The organism is Streptomyces sp. NPDC051133, assembly GCF_040682635.1.
Lineage (GTDB): Bacteria > Actinomycetota > Actinomycetes > Streptomycetales > Streptomycetaceae > Streptomyces.
This window is the reverse complement of sequence record NZ_JBFBBK010000085.1, coordinates 1-20500: the sequence shown is the minus strand read 5'-3', so window position 1 is coordinate 20500 and position 20500 is coordinate 1. Positions and strand designations below refer to the sequence as shown.

The window sequence follows — 20500 nt, the reverse complement described above, 5'->3', positions numbered from 1 at the left end:
GCCGGCCTGGTGGCGCTGTTCGCGGTGTCGATGCCGGGCGCCTTCGCCTTCCTGGCCTTCCAGCGGGACCGGGGCACCGAGGTGGAGTCGCTGGGCGCCCTGGTCTTCCACGTGGCCCGGCACTTCGGCTGGCCGGGCGAGATGCTGCTCAACTACGGGTCGGTCGAGTTCGTCGGCCCGTACGTGGACCTGGTGAGCCGGGCCGCGCCGGCGCTGACCGCGGGCGCCTTCGGCTGGCTGCTGCTGTGGCGGCGGCGGGCGACCCGCGTCGGTCCGCACACCCTGGCCGAGGCGGCCTTCACGGCGGTGCTGCTGTTCACGGTCACCAGCCGGGTGATCAGCCCGCAGTACCTGGTGTGGCTGGTCGGCACGGGCGCCGTCTGCCTGTCGTACCGGGCGAGCCGGATGGCGGCGCCCGCGCTGCTGGTGGTGGCGGCGTCGTTCGTGACGGTCCTGGAGTTCCCGATCGGCTTCCGCCACGTGGTGGTGAGCGACGTGTACGGCGTCCTGCTGCTGGTGGTGCGCAACGGGCTGCTGCTCGCCGCCGGACTCACGGCGGCCCGCCGGCTGTGGTGCTCCACCGTCCCGGCGGCGGTGACCGAGCCCTTCACCGCTCGGCCGGCGCCCACCGGGCGGACCCCGGTCTCCTCCTGACGCCGGGCCCGGCGGCGCGGCGGCACACGGCCGTCGGGACGCTCAGCCGAGCTGCGCCCTGACGTACTCCCGCCACTGCTCGGTGAACGCCCCCGGCGTCGTCCCCAGCACCTTCTTCAGCGCGTCCTCGACCGCTCCCGCCCGCTGCCGATGGGCGCCGACGGCCCGGTAGAACGCGCCCAGCCGGGCCGTGCCCCAGCGGTCTGCGATCATCCGGCAGGCCAGCCAGCCGCTCTCGTAGGCCCGGGCCAGCTCGGTGGGGTCGCTGGTGAAGCCGAAGTCCTTGTCGGTGGGGAGCGCCGTCGGCGGCCGGCCGTCCTTCACGGCGCGGGCGAGTTCCGGCGCGGCGTCGGGCGGGGTGCGGCCGGTGCCGAGATAGCCGATCCAGTCCGCGTAGCCCTCGGAGAGCCACAGCGGGGTCGCGGCGTCGGTGTGCGCGCGGGTGGCCACATGGGTGGTCTCGTGGGTGAGCACCACCTGCTTGCCGACGTCCCCGAGCACCGCGTACGCCTCCGGGTTCACGACCACCCGGTCCGCGGGCGCCCGCCCGGAACCCCCCGCCTCGCCGGTGGTGACCGCGGCGATGCCCCGGTAGTTGGAGGCGGGCGAGCCCAGCAGCCCCGCCATGCCCTGCAGGGACCGCGGGACGAGGACGACGACCCGGCCGGTCCAGTCCGTTCCCCAGGCCGCGGAGACGGCCGGGACCGCCCGGTCGGCCAGCCGGGCGTACGTCCTCAGGTCGGCGGTGCGCTGCCCGGCGCCGAGCACCAGGCTGTGCGCGCCCCGCACCGCGGTCACCTGCCCCTGGTCCCACAGTTGCTGCCCGGTCCGCCGGGCGGGCTCGTCGGCGGTGACGTACCACGTCCCGTCGGCGGCCCGGCCGAGCGTGAGGGTGCGGCGGGCGTCGACCGGGGCCCTGTCGTAGCCGGTGATGCGGTAGCTGAGGTCCGCGTCGGCGGTGGCGCCGGTGGCGGTGCGGTGCACACCGGTGACGTGGTAGGCCCAGGAGGCCAGCGGGAGGGCGCGCAGCCGGGTGTACTCGGTCCGGATGCCCGTCTCGCCGTACGCCGTCTCGTCGTGGCGCAGGAGGGCCGCCGCCCGCCGGTCGAGCACGTGCTGCACCTGGACCCGCGCGGAGTCGGCCGTCGAGCCCCCGCCGCATCCGGTCAGGGGGAGCAGCAGACAAAGCCCCACGGCCGCGGCCCCGCCGCGGCCCGCCCGCCGTGCCCGTCGCCGATCAGCCATCTGCCGATCGTACGGCGCGCGGGCGGGATGTCAGGGCCGGGTGACCGAGGAGATCGGCATCATCCCGACCGGGTCGTAGCGCACCGCGGCCCCCGGGTAGGGCGCGTGGATGACCTGGCCGTGGCCGACGTACATCCCCACGTGGCTGGCGTCGGAGCGGTAGACGACGAGGTCGCCGGGGCGGGCCTGGGAGAGCGGGACCTGCCGGCCGGCGAAGCGCTGCTCCTGCGAGGTGCGCGGCAGATGGACGCCGGCATGCCCGTACGACCACTGCATCAGGCCCGAGCAGTCGAAGCCGGACGGGCCGTTGGCGCCCCACACGTAGGGGCGGCCGAGGGCGGAGCGGGCGGCGGCCACCGCGGCGGCGGCGCGGGCGTCGGGGGCGACGGCACCGGTCGGGTCGGGCAGGCCGAGGCGGTCGGAGCCGTCGGAGCGCGAGGCCCGGCCGTAGGCGGCGCGGTCGGCGGCGGACAGGGTGCCGAGGAGTTCGCGGGCCTTGGCGAGCTTCGTCTCCACCGTCTTCTTGTGCGCGGCGACGGCCCTGCGGCTCCGCTCCAGCTCGGCGAGCTTCCCGGCGGCCTCCGCGCGCTCCTGGGCGAGCCCCCGCATCTCGGACTGCAACTGCCGGAGCTGACCGGCCTGCTGGGCGCCGATCCGGTCGAGGGTGGCGGCCTTGTCGAGGTAATCGGCCGGGTCGTCGGAGAAGAGCAGCGCGACCGCCGGGTCGACACCGCCGGAGCGGTACTGGGCGCCGGCCAGCGAACCGAGCTGCTCGCGCAGGGCGTTGACGCGCTGCTGCCGGCGGGCGATGTGGTCCTGGGCGTCGTGCACCTCGCGGCGCAGCACCCCGGCGCGTTCGTCGGCCTTGTCGTAGGCCTGGGTCGCCTGCTCGGCCTCCGTGTAGAGGCGGTCGACCTCCGCCCGGGTGTCGCCGTGCGGCGTTGCGTGCGCCGGTACGGCGCCGAGTGCGGCGGCGGCCGACAGCACGCACAGGGCGGCTGCGCCCCGGTCGAATCCGGACGGTGCAAGGCGGCGATGGGACCCCACGGCAGTCCTTCTGCTCACGGACAGGGACAGCTCCCCCGGCGCCGGGGACGGGGAGGCCCTGGTGCCGGGGAAACGCGGCAGACAGTAGCCGTGCGGGAGGGACGCGACCAAAGACGTCATGGTCAACGCACGCTGACGCCCCGCCGCTGACGCAGGTCACCGGCGGGGCGTGGAGTCAGTTCGGGTCCCGGGGATTCGCCCGTTCGGGCGGCACCCGGGTGGACGCCCGGGAGGTTTCAGACCCGGACGCCGAACTGGAACGGCATGTCCGACATCGCCTCGTAGCGCACCACGGCACCGGTGTGCGGGGCGTGCAGCACCTGCCCGTTGCCGGCGTACAGGCCGACGTGGTGGATGTCGCCGTAGAAGAAGACCAGGTCGCCGACCTTGAGGTCGCTCTGGCTGTAGATGCGGGTGCCTATGCCGGCCTGCGCCTCGGAGGTGCGCGGGATGGAAACACCGGCCTGGGCGTACGCGTAGGAGGTCAGGCCCGAGCAGTCGAAGGAGGAGGGGCCGGTGGCGCCGTAGACGTACGGCTTGCCGATCTGGGCCTGGGCGGCGGCGAAGGCGGCCGAGGCGCGGCCGGAGGCCGGCGGGGCGTCACCGAGGTCGACCCGCTCGCTGGAGGAGCGGTCGGCGCGCTGCTGCTTCGCGGCCAGCTCCGCCTTCTCCTTGGCGGTCAGGGTGTTGAGCAGCTTCTGCGCCTCGGCGAGCTTGCCCTGGACTTCCTTCTTCTTGTTGCCCAGCTCCGTACGGGTGGCCGCGAGGTCCTTGAGCTTCTCGGTGGCCTCGGAACGCTCCTGGGCGAGTTCGCGCTGTTTGTCCTGAATCTTCTTCAGGGCGTCGACCTGCTGGCTGCTCAACTGGTCGAGCGTGGACGCCTTGTCCAGGTAGTCGTCCGGGTTGGAGGACAGGAAGAGCTGGACCGAGGGGTCGATGCCGCCGGAGCGGTACTGGGCGGTGGCCATCGAACCGAGGCCGTCGCGCAGCTTGTTCAGCTCCTGCTGACCGCGGGCGACGTTGTCCTGGATGGTGGAGATTTCCTTCTGCAGCTTCTGCTGCTTCTCCTTGGCGCCGTTGTACTTCTCGGTGGCCTGCTCGGCCTGCTCGTACAGCTTGTCGACCTTGGACTTGACCTGGTCCTTGCTGAGCTTCTCGCTCGGCGCGGCGTTGGCCGCGTTCGCGCTCAGCACGACGGCAGCGGCGGCTGCGGTGGTCAGCACGGTCACGCGAGCGCGACTCTGCTGCTTGGGTCGACGATGGGACGCCACGGAGGACGAACTCCTTCTTGTGAGTGTTCACCCGTTCGGAGGTTCGAGCCCAGACCCTAGTGACCCACTTGTGATCAGTTCAAATCCTCACACCAAAAAATCCCGTCACGCAATGCATTCTTTGCACACAACTCACAGGCGGTGATACGCGATTGACGCTACGTTGCGTGACGATACGGCCAATTCGGGCATTGCATATGCCGGTTGGACCTTCAGGACAGTCGCTTCAGAAGCACCGCAGACGCGACCGGACGGGCACCCGCCTTGGCGACCCCGTCGGCCACCTCCCGGTCGGTGGAGGCGACGATGACCGGACGGCCCGGCGGCTCCGCGCGCACCAGCTGCCGGATCAGCTCGTCGGCCGTGACGCCCGGCTTGGAGAACAGCACCCGCACCCCGCGCGGCGGCGCGAGCAGCACCGGCGCGGCCAGTTCGGCGCCGTCGAAGACGCAGGTCACCTCGGCACCGGTCTGGGCGGCGAGCGCGGAGAGCTGGCCGAGGAGCCGCAGCCGCTGCTTCTCCAGCGGCATTTGCGGATAGCCGGTCTTGGTGACGTTGTAGCCGTCGACGACCAGATGGACCTGCGGCAGCGCGAGCAGCTGGTCGAGGATGGCCGGATCGTGCTCGGACAGGGCGCGGGCCGCGATGTCCTTGGGGGTCATACGTCCCGGTTCGACCGCGTCGACCGTCTCGGCCGGCCGCACGGACACCGGGGGCAGGGCGAGTTCGCGCCGCAGCCCCTGGGCCGCGTCCAGCAGGGTGTCGAGCAGCAGCCGTACCCGCATGTCCTCCACGCTGCGCCCCTCACGGGCCGCCCGCCGGGTCGCCTCCAGCGCGGCCTCGGCCTCGCCCAGGCGGGCCTTGAGCCGGCGCGACTCGCTCTCCGCCGTCGACACCTGCGCCTGCGCCTCCGTGCGGACGGCGTCGATCTCACCCTGCACCTTGCGCAGCGCGGCCTCGCCGCGCTTCACGTCGCTGAGGGCGGCACGGAGCTTGCGGTGCAGCGATTCCGCTTCCTTCCTCGCCGACTCCAGCTCCGCGCGCAGCCGTTCGCTCTCGGCCCGGGTGTGGTCACGGGCGTGGGCCAGCTCCGCGCGCAGCCGCTCCAGCTCGGCCCGGCTCTCCTCGTCCGCCCGCTCGGCGTCCGCACGCTGGGCCTCCTCACCGGCCGCGGTGACGAGCTTCACCCAGCCCGCGGGGCGCAGTACGTAGGCCGCGGCCGCCACGTCGAGCGGATCCGCGGCCGGGGGCGGCGAGCCGGAGTCGAGGGCGCCGGCGAGTTCCGGCTGCGCCTCTCTGAACTTCTCCCCGATCCGCTGCCGGAACAGTGGCTCGGTCTCCAGCGCCGCCGCCATGGCGTTTCCGGCGAACTTCGCCCGGCGGTTGGGTGCGAACCGGGCGTACTGCCGCAATTGGGCGGGCAGTTCGGCCACGGTCAGCCCGCCGAAGCCGTCCGAGACGATCTGCACGACCCGCCGGCGCACGCCGTCGGGCAGCGGACGGTCAAGCACCTCGGCGGTGCCGTCGCCCGGCCCCCCGCCTGCGGTCTCCACCATCCGTCACACCCCACTACTTCACTTCTGCCGCGTCACGTCCGCGGCGTCACTTCTTCGGCCCGCCCCGCTCAGGAGCCGGCGCCCGGCCTGTCCACGAGTTCCACCTGGTCCACGGCGTTGCACCAGCGGCAGCGCACCGACTCGATGGTCTCACTGACCACCTCGCGCTCCTCCACCGTCGGCTCGCCGGCCAGATCGAGGTGGACGTACTCGACGACCTTGGACGAGCGGGTCACGTCGAACCGGGTCAGGTTGCCGCAGAGGGTGCAGCGCCATCGGGTGGTCGCGGTCGGCAGGGGAACCGTCATCGTGGCAGTCCGCTTCCTTTTCGTTCTCGCTCCCGCGCCGCCGGCCGACGCGTGTGGCTCGTAACCCTACGGCCTGGCGGCAGCTCGCCGCTGGTCCGTCCATGGCGGCGAGGCGCTCTGTCAGCTTGCGTCCCGTTACGTCATGCTCTGTGTTCATGATCAGCGACTGGAGCAGGGCGGCCGGCCGGACCCTCAGGGCGGTACGCAGCACATCGGCGCCCATGACGTACGGCCTCATGGTCCTGTGCGCCCTGATCTTCGTCCTGGGGCCGGCCTCCGGGCTGACCCCGGGCTACGGCACCGGGGACGCCCTGATCGCCGCGCAGCGGACGTACTTCCGGCGCTGGGGCGTGGTCCCGGCGGAGCTGTTCGACGGACCGGCCCGGCAGCTCCTCACCCCGGCGACGGCCCTGTTCGTGCACGGCAGCTGGGTGCATCTGCTCGGCAACATGCTCTTCCTCTTCGTCTTCGGCGCGATGACCGAGGAACGGATGGGCCGGGTGGAGTTCACCCTCTTCTACCTCGGCTGCGGCTACCTGGCCCTGCTGGGCTACGCGGCCGCCAACGCCGCCTCCGAGCAGTCGCTGGTCGGCGCCTCCGGGGCGATCTCGGCGGTCCTCGGAGCGTTCCTCTACCTGTTCCCCCGGGCTCGCGTCACCAGTCTCCTGCCGTTCCTGTTCTTCGTGCCGCTGCGCTTCCCGGCCTGGGTGGTGCTGCCCTTCTGGGCGGGCCTGCAGTGGCTGGCGGCGGGCCGCGCCTCCGACGGGCCCGGCGTGGCCTACCTCGCCCACCTGGTCGGCTTCGGGCTGGGCTTCGGCTACGCGTGGGTGCGCTACGGAACGAAGGGGGGCGCGAAGCGCGGCCTCCCAGGGGCGGTGGTGGGAGACGAGCGGGCGACTAGAGTGAAGTCCGCCCCAGCTCCGGCACCCGAGGGAGAGAACCAGCCGTGATCACCGCGATCGTCCTCATCAAGACCAGCGTGGACCGGATCCCCGAGATCGCGGAGCGGATCGCCGCGCTGGACAGCGTCAGCGAGGTCTTCTCGGTCACCGGCACCTACGACCTGATCGCCATGGTCCGCGTCAGCCGCCACGAGGACCTGGCCGAGGTGATCCCCGGCCGGATCAGCAAGATCCCCGGCGTCGAGGGCACCGACACGCACGTCGCCTTCCGCACCTACTCCCAGCACGACCTGGAAGCCGCCTTCGCGATCGGCCTGGACAACTAGGCCCTGTCGTCGAACTCCCGTCTGCCCCGCGACACCATGCACGCTCCCCCAGAGGGGGCACCCCCACTCGCCGCACCGGGCCCCGACCCAAGTACATCCAGTACGAGGGACGAGGCCCGGCACTCCCCCAGCCTTCGGCCGGGGGGACCCCCAGAGCACGCACCTGACGCCGCAGAGCGCGCCCTCCGGGCGAACGACGGGAGTTCGACGACAGGACCTAGGGCGACCGGGCGCGCACCCGCTCAGTCGGTCACGTCCACGGCCGCGATGCCGGTGCCGGAGGGGACGTAGAGCCGGCTGTCGCGGACGACGGGGCCGTGCTGGTCGTCGCCGGCGCTGTGGCCGAGGGCCGCGCTCCAGCGCTTGCGGCCGGTCAGGTCCAGGGACCACACCCGGTCCGCGGCCCGGGCGTACACGGTCCCGCCGGCGACCACCGTCCGGGGCTCCGTCCCGCCGCCCTCGACGGTGTGGTGCCAGGCCCGGGAGCCGTCGGCCGCCCGTACGGCGTAGACGGAGTCCTCCTCCGTGCCGACGGCCAGCGAGCGGCCGGCCGCCGTCAGGGCGCCGCGGTACGCCTCGGTGCGCCACAGCCGCCGGCCGTCCTTCGTGCGGAACCCCTGCCGCAGGGTCGCGGACTCGGTGAACAGGGTGGTGCCCGCCAGGGCGGCGACCGTCACGTCGGCACCCCCGGCCACCGACCACCTGCGGGTGCCGTCCCGCGCGTCCAGCGCCAGCAGCATGTCGCCGTAGCTGCCCGTGTAGATCGCGCCGCCCGCGACGACGGGGACGCCCGTGGGCCCGCCCGGGGTCGTCACGGTCCACGGGGTGCTGCCGTCGGCCGCGTAGCGCCGCAGCCCGCCCGCGTCCGTGCCGCCGACGGAGACGAGCACGTCGTCGCCGAGCAGGACCGGGACGTCGTACGCCTGCACGCCGAGCTCGTGCGTCCACCGCGGGCTGCCCGACAGGTCCACGGCGGTCAGCCGGCGGACGTCGTCGGCGTGGAAGCCGACCACGCAGTACACCCCGTGCCGGGTCGCCACCGGCGTGTTCACGTCGTCGCCGAGCCGGACCTTCCAGCGCCGGGAGCCGTCGCGGGAGACGGCGTGCAGCACGCCGTCCGAGGTCCCGACGTAGACGGCGGAGCCGTCCGGGGACAGCGCGCAGCAGGGGCCGTCCAGACCGCCGATGCCGCCGACGTCGTACTGCCAGCGCAGCACGGCGGAGCGGCCGGTGTCCTCGACGCCGTGAACGCTCCCCAGCCGCTCCTGCGGGGACGAGCCGCCGCTCCCGCCCTCCGACGTGGTCGTCAGGTGCCGCCAGATCCAGTCGCCGGCTCCCGCACCGGCCACGACCACGGCTCCGCCGCCCAGCGCCTTCAGCAGCCGGCGCCGGCCGGGGGCTATCGGGCCGAGGTGGCGGGAGAGAGCGGTGATGCGTGTGACGGGTGTGGCGGGCGGGGGTGCGGGCGTCTCCGGCTCAGGGGCGAGGGCGGGCGCGAGGTACTCGACGCCGCTCGGGCGGGGGTCCGGGGCCGGCTGCGGCCGGGCCGCGGGGCCGTACCAGCCCGGACGGACCGCGCCGCGCAGGGTCTGCGGGGTGAAGCCGGCGCTCGCCACCACCTCCGCCGGCAGCGGGCGCTTCAGCGGGTCCTCGTGCAGACAGGCCGCCACCAGCGGGCGTATGTCGTCCGGTACGCCGGACAGGTCGAGGTCGCGGGTGAGGATGCGCAGCAGGATCACCGAGTCCTGGCCCTCGCCGAAGGGCTCGCGGCCGGCCGCCGCGTAGGCGAGGACCGCGCCGAGGGAGAAGACGTCGCTCGGCGGCCCGACCTGGCCGCCGTTGCGGATCTGCTCGGGCGAGACGTAGCCGACCGAGCCGACGACGGCTCCGGTGCGGGTCAGCGCGGTCGCCTCCAGGGCCCGCACGATCCCGAAGTCGATGACGCGGGGCCCGTCCGGGCCGAGCAGGATGTTGGACGGCTTCAGGTCGCGGTGGACCAGGCCGCCCGCGTGGATGGCGGCGAGCGCCTCACCGAGCGCGGCGGCGAGCACCCGGACCGCGCGCCCCGGCAGCGCGCCGTGGTCCAGGACGGCGTCGCGCAGATTCGGACCGGGCACGAACTCCGTGGCCATCCAGGGCCGTTCGGCCTCCGTGTCGGCGTCCGCCACGCGGGCCGCGAAGGTGCCGGCGCCGCCGACGGTCTGCGCGGCACGCACCTCGTGGCGGAACCGGGCACGGAAGGTGCGGTCCTCGGCGTGCTCGGTCCGTACGACCTTCACCGCGAGCCGGAGGCCGGTGCGCGACTCGGCGAGGTAGACCTCGCCCATGCCGCCGGCGCCGAGTCTGCCGAGGACCTCGTACGGGCCGACGTGTCGTGGGTCGGTTGCGCGCAGCGCGTGCACGTGGTGCTCCCCCCGGGTCAGCTGCTGCCAGGGGGAGTGTATGCGGCACCGTCCGCCGTGCTTCGCCCAGCCGTCACACCGCCGGCACGCAGCGGCCGTCCTCCGTGCGGTACGTCCACTTCGCGCCCTGGGTCACCAGTTCCCGGACGGCGGTCACGAAGCGCTCGACGTGCTCGTCGGGGGTGCCCGCACCGAAGCTGACCCGGATGGCGTTCAGGGACTTCTCGCCGGGCGCCGCCTCGGGGGCGCCGCACTCGCCCTGGGTCTGGGGGTCGGTGCCGAGCAGCGTGCGGACCAGCGGGTGGGCGCAGAAGAGGCCGTCGCGGACGCCGATGCCGTACTCGGCGGAGAGCGCGGCGGCGAAGTGGGAGCTGTTCCAGCCCTCGACGACGAAGGAGATGACGCCGACGCGCGGGGCGTCGTCGCCGAAGAGGGAGAGGATCCGGACCTGGGGGACCTCGGCCAGGCCCTCGCGGACCCGGGCGATCAGCTGCTGCTCACGGGCGACCAGGCCGTCCCAGCCGGCGTCGGTGAGGGCCTTGCAGGCCGAGGCGATGGAGTAGGCGCCGATCACGTTCGGCGAGCCGGCCTCGTGGCGGGCGGCGCTGTCGTGCCACTCCACGTCCACTCCCCCGTCGGTGCGCCGGGTGACCTTGCGGCTGGCGCCGCCGCCCGCGAGGTACGGCTCGGCCGCGCGCAGCCAGTCGGCGCGGCCGGCCAGCACCCCGGAGCCGAAGGGTGCGTACAGCTTGTGGCCGGAGAGGGCGACCCAGTCGACGTCCAGGTCACGGATGTCCACGGGGTGGTGGGGGGCGAGCTGGGCGGCGTCCAGGACGATCCGGGCGCCGTGCGCGTGCGCGGCGGCGGCCAGTTCCCGCACCGGCCACAGCTCACCGGTGACGTTGGAGGCGCCGGTGACGCACACCAGGGCCGGGCCGTACAGGTCACGGCCGGCGAGGGCCCGCTCCAGGGTCGCCACGGCCTGCCCCGGGGTGCTCGGGGCGTCGAGGTAGGTCACGCGGGCGTCCTGCCAGGGCAGCAGGGAGGCGTGGTGCTCGGTCTCGAAGACGAAGACCTGGCAGTCGGCGGGGAGGGCGCGGGCCAGCAGGTTGAGGGAGTCGGTGGTGGACCGGGTGAAGATCACCTGGTCGTCGGCGCGGCAGCCGAGGAAGTCGGCGACCGTCCTGCGGGCGTTCTCGAACAGGTCGGTGGAGAGCTGGGAGAGGTAGCCGGCGCCGCGGTGCACGCTGCCGTAGTACGGCGCGTAGGCGGCGACGTCGTCCCAGACGCGCTGCAGGGCGGGGGCGCTGGCCGCGTAGTCGAGCGCGGCGTAGGTGACCTCGCCGCCGGTGACGAGCGGGACGGTGACGTCCCGGCCCAGGACGGACAGCGGGGCACGGACGGACCGGTCGGCGGCAGGGGTGAAGACGGACATGGGTGAACTCCCGTGAGGCGAGGTGACATCGCCGCGCGAGCGGACGGGGCTCGAGCGCGGAGAAGAACGCGGAGAAGAAGAAAAGGGAAACGCGGAGGCGGGGCTCTGCGGCCCTATCGCATTCGCTTGCTCACGGAAGGCTCCCTCGAACGACCAGGACCCCTGGTCCCGCGCTCTGAGAAGCGCGCGAGGGGTCCGCGCTTGCCGTGGACCTCGCTGCCCACGACCTGGTCTTCACCCGGGGCACCCCGCCACGGACGGAGGGTTGCCGGACAGTCGGCCGGGGCCTCATGACTGTCACTCATGACCTGGACAGGAACGTACGCGAACCGATCACCGGCCCGCAACTCGTGTCCGGATCGCGGGACGCGCGCCCGGCGCCGCCCTCACCGGACCAGGTGGTGCCGGCGCGAGCGCCGCGACCAGCGCACGCCGAACAGCACCAGGTCGGCGACGAGGACCACCGCGCCGATGATCAGCAGGAAGAACAGCCCGTGCGCCGCCACGCCGATGAGTCCCAGAATGATCGCCACGATGATCAGGAGCAGGAAGAGCACCATGGGTGACCACATCCTCCGGCCGGGCCGGTCAGCCTCGCGCCAGACGGCGTCCCTGGTCGGCGCCGGCCTCGTAGGGCCTGTCGTAGTGTTCGAAGATCTCGTGTTCCCGCTCGACCGGCAGGACGTCGTCCATGCCGATGGACGGCGCCTTGCGCACCTGCGCCCGTGGATGGGCCACCTGCACGTAGCCGGGCCCGAGGGTCGCCTCGTCGAGGGGGACGAAGACGAGCCGGTGCCGGGTCGGCATGCCGGTGCGGACGGTCACCATGGCGGGTGTGTCGGTGGCGGTGTCCACGTAGACCGCTTCCAGGGCTCCGATCTTGCGGCCCCTGGGGTCGATCACGTCGCGGTTGCGCCACTCGCGGACATCGGCTGAGTGGATCATGTCTCGCTCCTCGCGGTCCGCCCTCCCGGACGCCGCGCCAACATGGAGCAGCGGCGGGAGAGGCACCACGTCTTCACTCTACTCCCGCGACCGCACGGGCCGACGGCCCCGAAGGCGTCCGCGCCCCCTCGGGCCGACGGCCCCGCGCGCCTCCGCGGACGCCCGCCGTCACGCGTTGCTGACGGCCACCCAGCGCTCCAGCACCCGCTTCGCCGCGCCCGAGTCGATCGACTCCGCAGCCCTCGCCATGCCCGCACGGAGCTGGTCGGCGAGCGGGGCGTCCGTCGGATCCAGGGCGACCAGCGCCGCCGCGGAGTTCAGCAGCACCGCCTCCCGCACGGGACCCTGCTCGCCGTCCAGCAGGCGGCGGGCGACCTGCGCGTTGTGGGCCGGCTCGCCGCCGCGCAGCGCCTCCACCGGGACCAGGTCGAGCCCGGCGTCCCGGGGGTCGAAGGACTCCTCGGTGACCTTGCCGTCCCGGACCACCCAGACCCGGGAGGTGGACGTCGTCGTCAGCTCGTCCAGGCCGTCGTCGCCGCGGAAGACCAGCGAGGAGTTGCCCCGCTCGGCGAGGACCCCGGCGACGATCGGTGCCTCGCGCGCCACGGCCACGCCGACCGCCTGCGCCCGCACCTTCGCCGGGTTGGTCAGCGGGCCGAGCAGGTTGAACACCGTCCGGATGCCCAACTGGCCGCGGGCGGCGCCGACATGACGCAGCGCCGGGTGGAACTTCACGGCGAAGCAGAAGGTGATGCCGGCCTCCTCCGCGACCTCCGCCACCCGGCGGGGGGTCAGGTCCAGGTTGACGCCCAGTCTCTGCAGGACGTCGGACGAGCCGGACGCCGAGGACGCGGCCCGGTTGCCGTGCTTGACGACCTTCGCACCCGTACCGGCGACGACCAGCGAGGACATCGTGGAGATGTTCACCGTCTTCGCCCCGTCGCCGCCCGTGCCGACGATGTCGACGGTGCGGCCGGGCACCTCGATCACGTTCGCGTGCTCGTACATGGTGCGGACCAGACCGGTGATCTCCTCCACCGTCTGCCCCTTGGCCCGCAGCGCCACCGCGAACCCGGCGATCTGCGCGTCGGTCGCCTCGCCGCGCATGATCCGGTCCATCGCCCAGGCGGTGTCGTCGGCGGACAGGTCGTGCCCGTCCAGCAGGCCGTTCAGCAGGGCGGGCCAGGAACGGCCCGCCGCGGTGTCGCCTCCAGCGGGGGTCACAGCGCTCATCAGCCGCTCCTGGTGTCGTACGAAATCAGTGGTTGATCCCCACCCTATCGACCCCCGGACACGGCGAAGGGCCCCGTCCGCAACCCGGACGGGGCCCTTCAGCGTGGTGTGGCGACGCGGGGATCAGTGGTGGCCGTGGCCGCTCGTGATCTCCTTGTACTCATCGACGCTCGGCTTCGGGATCTGGTTGTCCTCACCGTAGTAGGCGTTGGACAGCTTCGCCCGCAGCTTCTCCGAGGACGGGATCTTGCGCTCGACCCCGTTCTCGTCCACCGCCGGGCCGATCTCGGCCGGCTCGTACTGGTGGTGCGCCGTGAGGGTGTGCAGCTGCTCCTGGCTGAGCGGCTCGTGCACCTCGATGAACTCACCGTGCGGCAGGCGCTTGATGATGCCGGTCTCACGACCGTGCAGCACCTTGTCGCGGTCGCGCCGCTGCAGACCCAGGCAGATCCGCTTGGTGACGATGAACAGCACGACCGGGCCGACGAAGACGAAGATCCGGACGAACCAGGTGACCGCGTTGATCGACAGGTGGAAGTGCGTGGCCCACAGGTCGTTGCCGCCACCGATCAGCAGGGTCAGGTAGACCGTCATCCAGGCGACACCGAACGCGGTGCGCGTCGGGGCGTTGCGCGGACGGTCCAGGATGTGGTGCTCGTTCTTGTCGCCGGTGATCCAGGACTCGATGAACGGGTAGACCGCGATCGCGACCAGGACCAGCGGGAAGATCACCAGCGGGATGAACACGCCCAGGACGAGCGTGTGGCCCCAGAAGTTGATCTCCCAGCCCGGCATGAAGCGGATCAGGCCCTCGGAGAAGCCCATGTACCAGTCGGGCTGGGCACCGGTGGACACCTGGTCCGGACGGTAGGGGCCCATGGCCCAGATCGGGTTGATCTGGGCGACCGCCGCGATGGCCGCGATGACACCGAAGACCAGGAAGAAGAAGCCTCCGGCCTTGGCCATGTACACCGGCAGCAGCGGCATGCCGACGACGTTCTTCTCGGTCTTTCCCGGACCCGCGAACTGCGTGTGCTTGTGGTAGAAGACCAGGATCAGGTGGCCCACCATCAGGCCGAGCATGATGCCCGGCAGCAGCAGGATGTGGATCGAGTAGAACCGGGCGACGAAGTCGTGGCCGGGGAACTGACCGCCGAAGAGGAAGAACGACAGGTACGTGCCGACGATCGGCACGGACAGGATCGCGCCCTCCATGAAGCGGACACCGGTGCCGGAGAGCAGGTCGTCCGGGAGCGAGTAACCGGTGAAGCCGGTGAACATGCCGAGGACGAACAGCAGGAAGCCGAACAGCCAGTTGATCTCACGCGGCTTGCGGAACGCGCCGGTGAAGAACACGCGCATCATGTGCGCGAACATGCCCGCGAGGAAGATCAGCGCGGCCCAGTGGTGGATCTGCCGCATGAGCAGACCGCCGCGCACGTCGAAGGAGATGTGCAGGGTCGAGTTGAACGCCTCGGACATCAGCTGTCCCTGCAGCGGGACGTACGAGCCGTGGTACTCCACCTCGTTCATCGACGGGTGGAAGAACAGCGTCAGATAGACACCCGTCAGGATGATGATGATGAAGCTGTACATGCACACTTCGCCCAACATGAACGACCAGTGGTCGGGGAAGATCTTGCGCATGTTGGACTTGGCCAGGGAGTAGATCCCGAGCCGTCCGTCGGCCCAGTCGGCGACGCGCTCGCCGGCCGGTGCCTTCCCGCGAGAGCGGGGCGTTTCGTTCGCTGCAGTACTCATCCGCGCTCCCAGAATGCAGGACCGACGGGCTCCTCGAAGTCGCCGAGCGCCTGGAGGTAACCCTCACTGTCCACGCCGATGCGCAGCTGCGGCAGGGCGTGGCCGGCGGGGCCGAAGATCACTCGGGCACCGTCGGAGAGGTCGAAGGTGGACTGGTGGCACGGGCACAGCACGTGGTGCGTCTGCTGCTCGTACAGCGAGATCGGGCAGCCGACGTGGGTGCAGATCTTGGAGAAGGCGACGATGCCCTCGTGCGACCAGTCGAGCTCGCGCTTGTCCTTGATGTTGCCCGGCTGCAGCCGCACGATCATGAGGGCGGCCTTGGCGATCTCCGTCTGGAACTCCTCCTGCGTCTCCTCCAGGCCGTCCGGCTTGGCGAAGGTGAGGGAGCCGACGGCGACGTCCTCGGGACGCAGCGGCAGGTTCGTGTTCATGTTGACCAGGCGCTTGCCCTTCGCCCACAGCGTGTGGCGCAGGGAGGTGCCGGGCAGCGGGCCGAGGTCGCGCAGCAGCATGACGCCGGAGAGCGGCACCAGGGCCAGCGCGCCGAACATCGTGTTGCGGACCAGCTTGCGGCGGCCGATCACCGACTCGGCGGCACCCTGGCGGAAGTCCGCGTGGACCTTCGCACGGACCTCCGGGGAGGCCTCGATCGGGTGACGCTCGTCGGCGACCTCGACGTCGGACATGAGGGTGCGGGCCCAGTGGACCGCGCCCGCGCCGATGCAGAACAGCGCCACGCCCAGGGTCAGGCCCAGCGCGAAGTTCAGCGCGCTGATGTGCCCGATCGGGAACACGAAGATGTTCTTGTCGTGCGGGATCGCCACGTACGAGGCGATGAAGCCGACGGTGGCCAGCATCGACACCGTGAACAGCAGGGCCACCATCCGCTCGGACCGCTTGGCGGCCCGCTCGTCGATGTCCTGGATCCGGTGCTCGTGCGGCGGCAGACCGGGGTCGGCGAACGGGTTCTCCTCGTCCGCGATCCCTACCGCGCCATGTGCGTGGGCCTGCTCTGCGGGCAGGTTCTCTTCTGGAATGTCTTGGCTACTCATGACTTCTTGGCCTTTGCGGTCCGAGCGGCGACCCAGACGGCGACGGCGATCAGCGCGCCGAGGCCGAAGATCCAGGCGAACAGACCCTCGCTGACCGGCCCGAGGCCGCCCAGCTCAAGACCGCCAGGATTCGTCGTCTCGCTGCTGTCGACCGAGTGCAGGTACGCGATGATGTCCTTCTTGTTCTTCTCCGACAGCGTGGTGTCGGGGAAGGACGGCATGTTCTGCGGGCCCGTCTGCATGGCCTCGTAGATGTGCTTCGGGTCGACACCCTCCAGCGTGGGCGCGAACTTGCCCTCGGTGAGGGCACCGCCCTTGCCGGTGAAGTTGTGGCACTGCGCGCAGTTGGTGCGGAACAGCTCGCCACCCTTGGCGATGTCCGCGCCTTCCGGACCGTACTGCTGCTTGGTCGGCACGTTCGGACCGGCGCCGAGCGAGGCGATGTACGCGGCGAGCTGGTCGATCTGCGTCTGGTTGTAGACGACCTTCTTGCGCGGGACCTGGGCGCCCTGCGAGGTGGCGGCCGGCATGCGGCCGGTGCCCACCTGGAAGTCGACTGCCGCGGCGCCCACGCCGACCAGGCTCGGCCCGTCGGAGGAGCCCTGGCCACCGGTGCCGTGGCAGCTGGCGCAGCCGACCTCGTAGAGCTTCTTGCCCTCCTTGATGGTCAGGGACTGGGCGGAATCATCGGCCTGCGCCTTGCCCGCGGGTGCGAACGCGGCGTACAGCCCCCCAGTGGCCGCCAGCGCGAGGAGTAGGACGACGACCGCCGCCAGCGGATGGCGTCGTCGTGCGGAGAGCTTTTTCACGGATTACCCCGGTGTCAGGATCTTCTGCGTCGGTGCTGCTGGATGTGCGGGAGCAGTCCCCGCTACTTGATCAAGTAGATCGTGGCGAAGAGGCCGATCCAGACCACATCGACGAAGTGCCAGTAGTAGGACACGACGATGGCGGCGGTCGCCTGCTCGTGGGTGAACCTCTTCGCCGCGTAGGTGCGGCCGAGGACCAGCAGGAAGGCGATGAGACCGCCCGTCACGTGCAGGCCGTGGAAGCCGGTGGTCAGGTAGAACACCGAGCCGTACGGGTCGGAGGAGAGCGAGATGCCGTCCTCCTTCACCAGCGAGGTGTACTCGTAGATCTGACCGCCGATGAAGATGGCACCCATGATGAAGGTGAGGATGAACCAGCCACGGAGCTTCTTCACGTCCCCGCGCTCGGCGGCGAACACGCCGAGCTGGCAGGTGAGCGAGGAGAGCACCAGGATCGTGGTGTTCGTCGCGGAGAAGGGCACATTGAGCGCATCGGCCATGTGCTTCCAGTGCGCCGGACCGGTCACCGAACGAAGGGTGAAGTACATCGCGAAGAGGGCCGCGAAGAACATCAGCTCGGAACTCAGCCAGATGATGGTTCCGACGCTGGTGAGGTTCGGCCGGTTGACCGACGGGTGCGCGTGCCCGGTTTCTACTGTCGTTGCTGTCGCCACGACCGACATTATGTCGGTCGCTTATCTCGCGCTCACTCCGGGGGGTGCCGTTCGGAGTGTTGCCACCCGCCGGACCGGTGTTGACGTGGTGTTCATCGGGACGACGACGGGAGTAACATCCGCCCGAACGGGCCTGCCCGTCCTGTCCGTACGACGCTGACGTCTCGGAGGAACAATGCAGCCGACCGCCACGGTGCTGGTCTACAGCGACGACTCCAACACACGGGAACAGGTCCGGCTGGCCGCCGGGCGCCGGCCGGCGCCGGACGTCCCCGTCGTGGAGTTCGTGGAGTGCGCGACACCGGGCGCGGTGCTGCGCGAGCTGGACAAGGGGGGCATCGACGTCTGCGTGCTGGACGGCGAGGCCGTGCCCATGGGGGGCATGGGCGTGTGCCGGCAGATCAAGGACGAGGTGTTCAACTGCCCGCCGGTGCTGGTCCTCATGGGCCGGCCCCAGGACGCGTGGCTGGCCACGTGGAGCCGCTCCGACGCGGCTGTGACGCTGCCGGTGGATCCGGTGGAGTTCGCCTCCGCGCTGGCGTCCCTGCTGCGGCAGAAGAGGCTGCTGAGCGCCTAGCAGAAGACGCTCCTGAGCGCCTGGCCGGGCGGGGCGCGGAGTGCGTGCGCGCGTGCGGGCCCATCGGGCCCCCGCGCACGGATCCCCGCGCCCCCGCCGGGCGCTCACACGGCCGTCGGCTGCAGGCGGCCCGCGTCCGCCGGCGGCGGGCCGTCGGAGGTGCCCGCGGTCAGGGACGAGCCCGTGCGCCACTTCGTCCAGTCGACGTTCCAGTCGCCGAAGCCGTTGCCGAAGGGCTCCATCGGGTCGCCGTTGGAGTTGACGACCTTGACGATGTCGCCCTCGTGGATGTGGTCGAAGAACCACTCGGCGTTGCCGGTGCTCATGCCCGTGCAGCCGTGGCTGACGTTGGCGTAGCCCTGGGAGCCGACGGACCAGGGGGCGGCGTGGACGTACTCGCCCGACCAGGTCACCCGGGTGGCGTAGTAGACCGGGAGGTCGTACGAGTCCGAGCTGCCCTCGGCGATGCCGACGGTGACACCGCGCATCCGTACGAAGTACTGCTTCTCCAGGACGACCTTGACGCCGTTGCGGGTCTCGAAGCCGGGCTTGCCGGTGGTGACGGGGACCTGCTTGATCACCTTGCCGTTCTGGTAGAACGTCAGCTGGTGCGCCGAGGCGTCCGTGACGGCCTCGATCCTGTCCCCGATGGTGATCTTCAGGGGCTTGGACTTGCCGCCCCACAGCCGGTCGCTGATCCTGACGCCGTCCAGGTTGCTGTGCACCTGGACGGTGCTGTGCGCGGGCCAGTAGTCCTTGGGCCGGTAGTGGAGTTCCTTGTTGCTCACCCAGTACCAGGAGCCCTGGACGGCCGGCACGGAGTCCACGCGCAGCGCGCGCTCCACGACGGCGCGCTGCCCCTTGTCCTTGATCTCCTGGTCGAGCTGGGCCGTGATGGGCTGTCCGACACCGTACTGGCCCGCGTCCGGCCCGAACGTGACGTTCAGCCGCTTCTTGCTCGTGGGCTTGCTGGTGTCGAACACGAGGACCTTGCGGCCGGGTGAGCCGTCGTCGTCCTCGATGGTCACCGTGACCGTGTAGTGGGCGTTGGCGGCCAGCGGGGCGGTGTTGTGCCATCTGCTGCCGTCGGCGGAGAGTTCGCCCGCCACATAGCGCCCTGCGGAGTCCTGGGCGGTGACGTCGGTGATCCGGCCGTCGTCGTCGGCAGTGATCTCCAGGGGCTTGTCCGGATCGGCCGGCTTGCCCGCTTCGGTGGGGCCGTTGAAGGAGATCTCGTCCGCCGCGTCGTACGGCTTGGCCGACAGGGGGTTGCCGTCCGAACCGCAGGCGGTGACGCCCGCGCCCAGGGCGGCCACCAGCAGCGCACAGCTGACGGCGGTGCGGGTCCGCGGAGAGTGATTCATACGATCACGCTATGAGGCGACGACCTGACCGGCACGGCAGGTGACGCGTACGGGCGACGGACATTGCGGCAAAAGAGGGGCCCGCCGCCGGTCGCCGGAAACGGCGGGAGCCCGGACTCTCCTGACGGAGGGTCCGGGCTCCCGGTGTGCGCTCGCGCGTGCTACTGGGTGCGGTTCTCACCGTGGTAGTACTCGAACACCCAGCCGAACAGACCGATCACGATGAACGGGGCGGAGAAGTAGATCAGCCACCAGCCGACCGCGATGCTGAGGAAGGCGATCGCGCCGCCGAAGCCCAGCATGAGCGGCTGCCAGCTGTGCGGGCTGAAGAAGCCCAGCTCGCCCGCGTCGTCCGCGACGTCGGCCTCCTTGTCGTCCTGCGCACCCGCGTCGACCCGCCGGGCGGTGAAGCCCAGGTAGAAGCCGATCATGATGCACAGGCCGAAGGCCAGGAAGAGCGCCGTGGTACCGGCCGGCTCCTTCGACCACACGCCGTACACGACGGCCATGATCAGGACGAAGAAGCTCAGCCAGATGAACATCCGGCCCTGGATCTTCACTTGCCGGCCTCCTTGGTGCCCGCGATGGCGGTGCCGTGACCGGCGTGCTCGAGCTGCTCGAGCGCGGCGATCTCGGGGTGGTGCAGGTCGAACGCCGGGGATTCACTGCGGATCCGCGGCAGGGTGACGAAGTTGTGCCGGGGCGGCGGGCAGGAGGTCGCCCACTCCAGCGAACGGCCGTAGCCCCAGGGGTCGTCCACGTTGACCGGCTTGCCGTACTTGGCCGTCTTCCACACGTTGTAGAGGAACGGCAGGATCGACAGGCCGAGCAGGAAGGAGCTGATGGTCGAGACCGTGTTCAGGGCGGTGAAGCCGTCGGCCGCCAGGTAGTCGGCGTACCGGCGCGGCATGCCCTCGGCGCCCAGCCAGTGCTGGA

General features: G+C 71.4%; 19 protein-coding genes, 2 pseudogenes and 1 riboswitch. Of the genes and pseudogenes, 4 read left to right on the top strand and 17 right to left on the bottom strand.

Going from position 1 to position 20500, the window contains the following annotated elements; genetic code table 11:
• Positions 1-654 (top strand): annotated as a pseudogene (locus AB0N17_RS42915) (hypothetical protein); the annotation flags it as partial.
• 42 nt (positions 655-696) lie between these two features.
• Here AB0N17_RS42915 and AB0N17_RS42910 read toward each other — a convergent pair.
• The 5 genes from AB0N17_RS42910 to AB0N17_RS42890 form a co-directional block, all read right to left on the bottom strand.
• Complete coding sequence (locus AB0N17_RS42910; protein ID WP_366017131.1) at positions 697-1899, bottom strand: hypothetical protein; 1203 nt, start codon at positions 1897-1899, stop codon at positions 697-699.
• A 30-nt stretch (positions 1900-1929) separates the two neighbouring features.
• Positions 1930-2946, bottom strand: a complete 1017-nt coding sequence (locus tag AB0N17_RS42905; protein ID WP_366017130.1) for an NlpC/P60 family protein — start codon at positions 2944-2946, stop codon at positions 1930-1932.
• Between the two features lie 236 nt (positions 2947-3182).
• Positions 3183-4217, bottom strand: coding sequence for an NlpC/P60 family protein (locus tag AB0N17_RS42900; protein WP_366017129.1), 1035 nt, complete (start codon positions 4215-4217; stop codon positions 3183-3185).
• A gap of 212 nt (positions 4218-4429) precedes the next feature.
• Positions 4430-5773 carry an NYN domain-containing protein gene (locus tag AB0N17_RS42895; RefSeq protein ID WP_366017128.1) on the bottom strand — a complete coding sequence of 448 codons (1344 nt, stop codon included), beginning with the start codon at positions 5771-5773 and terminating at the stop codon, positions 4430-4432.
• A gap of 68 nt (positions 5774-5841) precedes the next feature.
• Positions 5842-6081, bottom strand: a complete 240-nt coding sequence (locus AB0N17_RS42890) for a hypothetical protein (RefSeq protein ID WP_014672226.1) — start codon at positions 6079-6081, stop codon at positions 5842-5844.
• 155 nt (positions 6082-6236) lie between these two features.
• On the opposite strand from AB0N17_RS42890, the gene AB0N17_RS42885 reads away from it, so the two are divergent.
• Together AB0N17_RS42885 and AB0N17_RS42880 are read left to right on the top strand one after the other, a co-directional pair.
• Entirely contained in the window at positions 6237-7031 is a 795-nt protein-coding gene (locus AB0N17_RS42885) for a rhomboid family intramembrane serine protease (RefSeq protein ID WP_366017127.1), read from the top strand.
• Positions 7028-7309, top strand: a complete 282-nt coding sequence (locus tag AB0N17_RS42880) for an Lrp/AsnC ligand binding domain-containing protein (protein WP_366017126.1) — start codon at positions 7028-7030, stop codon at positions 7307-7309. Before AB0N17_RS42885 ends, AB0N17_RS42880 begins: the two co-directional genes overlap by 4 nt.
• A 242-nt stretch (positions 7310-7551) precedes the next feature.
• On the opposite strand, the gene AB0N17_RS42875 is transcribed toward AB0N17_RS42880, so the two are convergent.
• From AB0N17_RS42875 to AB0N17_RS42835, 9 genes are all read right to left on the bottom strand, one after another.
• Entirely contained in the window at positions 7552-9711 is a 2160-nt protein-coding gene (locus AB0N17_RS42875) for a PQQ-binding-like beta-propeller repeat protein (RefSeq protein WP_366017125.1), read from the bottom strand.
• A 73-nt stretch (positions 9712-9784) separates the two neighbouring features.
• Entirely contained in the window at positions 9785-11146 is a 1362-nt protein-coding gene (locus AB0N17_RS42870) for an aminotransferase class V-fold PLP-dependent enzyme (RefSeq protein WP_366017124.1), read from the bottom strand.
• Positions 11147-11338: 192 nt separating this feature from the next.
• Positions 11339-11455, bottom strand: a riboswitch (SAM riboswitch).
• Positions 11456-11532: 77 nt separating this feature from the next.
• Positions 11533-11706 (bottom strand): hypothetical protein, encoded by a 174-nt coding sequence (locus tag AB0N17_RS42865; RefSeq protein WP_366017123.1) that lies wholly within the window; start codon positions 11704-11706, stop codon positions 11533-11535.
• Positions 11707-11734: 28 nt separating this feature from the next.
• Positions 11735-12091 (bottom strand): PRC-barrel domain-containing protein, encoded by a 357-nt coding sequence (locus tag AB0N17_RS42860; RefSeq protein WP_366017122.1) that lies wholly within the window; start codon positions 12089-12091, stop codon positions 11735-11737.
• 168 nt (positions 12092-12259) lie between these two features.
• Entirely contained in the window at positions 12260-13324 is a 1065-nt protein-coding gene (trpD, locus tag AB0N17_RS42855; RefSeq protein ID WP_366017121.1) for an anthranilate phosphoribosyltransferase, read from the bottom strand.
• A gap of 123 nt (positions 13325-13447) precedes the next feature.
• On the bottom strand, positions 13448-15085 hold the full coding sequence (locus AB0N17_RS42850; protein WP_366017120.1) for a cytochrome bc complex cytochrome b subunit: 1638 nt from the start codon (positions 15083-15085) through the stop codon (positions 13448-13450).
• Positions 15082-16140, bottom strand: a complete 1059-nt coding sequence (locus tag AB0N17_RS42845) for a Rieske 2Fe-2S domain-containing protein (protein ID WP_366017119.1) — start codon at positions 16138-16140, stop codon at positions 15082-15084. The genes AB0N17_RS42850 and AB0N17_RS42845 overlap by 4 nt, the downstream gene beginning before the upstream one ends.
• A complete protein-coding gene (locus AB0N17_RS42840; protein WP_366017118.1) occupies positions 16137-16949 on the bottom strand; it encodes a c-type cytochrome in 813 nt (270 codons plus the stop codon). The genes AB0N17_RS42845 and AB0N17_RS42840 overlap by 4 nt, the downstream gene beginning before the upstream one ends.
• Positions 16950-17011: 62 nt before the next feature.
• Positions 17012-17632 carry a heme-copper oxidase subunit III gene (locus AB0N17_RS42835; RefSeq protein WP_366017117.1) on the bottom strand — a complete coding sequence of 207 codons (621 nt, stop codon included), beginning with the start codon at positions 17630-17632 and terminating at the stop codon, positions 17012-17014.
• A gap of 166 nt (positions 17633-17798) precedes the next feature.
• Here AB0N17_RS42835 and AB0N17_RS42830 point away from each other — a divergent pair, with 166 nt between their 5' ends.
• Complete coding sequence (locus tag AB0N17_RS42830) at positions 17799-18200, top strand: hypothetical protein (RefSeq protein WP_366017116.1); 402 nt, start codon at positions 17799-17801, stop codon at positions 18198-18200.
• A 104-nt stretch (positions 18201-18304) separates the two neighbouring features.
• Here AB0N17_RS42830 and AB0N17_RS42825 read toward each other — a convergent pair whose 3' ends face one another.
• The 3 genes and pseudogenes from AB0N17_RS42825 to AB0N17_RS42815 form a co-directional block, all read right to left on the bottom strand.
• Entirely contained in the window at positions 18305-19564 is a 1260-nt protein-coding gene (locus AB0N17_RS42825; protein WP_366017115.1) for an Ig-like domain-containing protein, read from the bottom strand.
• A 161-nt stretch (positions 19565-19725) separates the two neighbouring features.
• Entirely contained in the window at positions 19726-20124 is a 399-nt protein-coding gene (locus AB0N17_RS42820; RefSeq protein WP_366017114.1) for a cytochrome c oxidase subunit 4, read from the bottom strand.
• A pseudogene (locus AB0N17_RS42815) lies at positions 20121-20500 on the bottom strand (cytochrome ubiquinol oxidase subunit I); the annotation flags it as partial. The gene AB0N17_RS42820 and the pseudogene AB0N17_RS42815, both read right to left, overlap by 4 nt.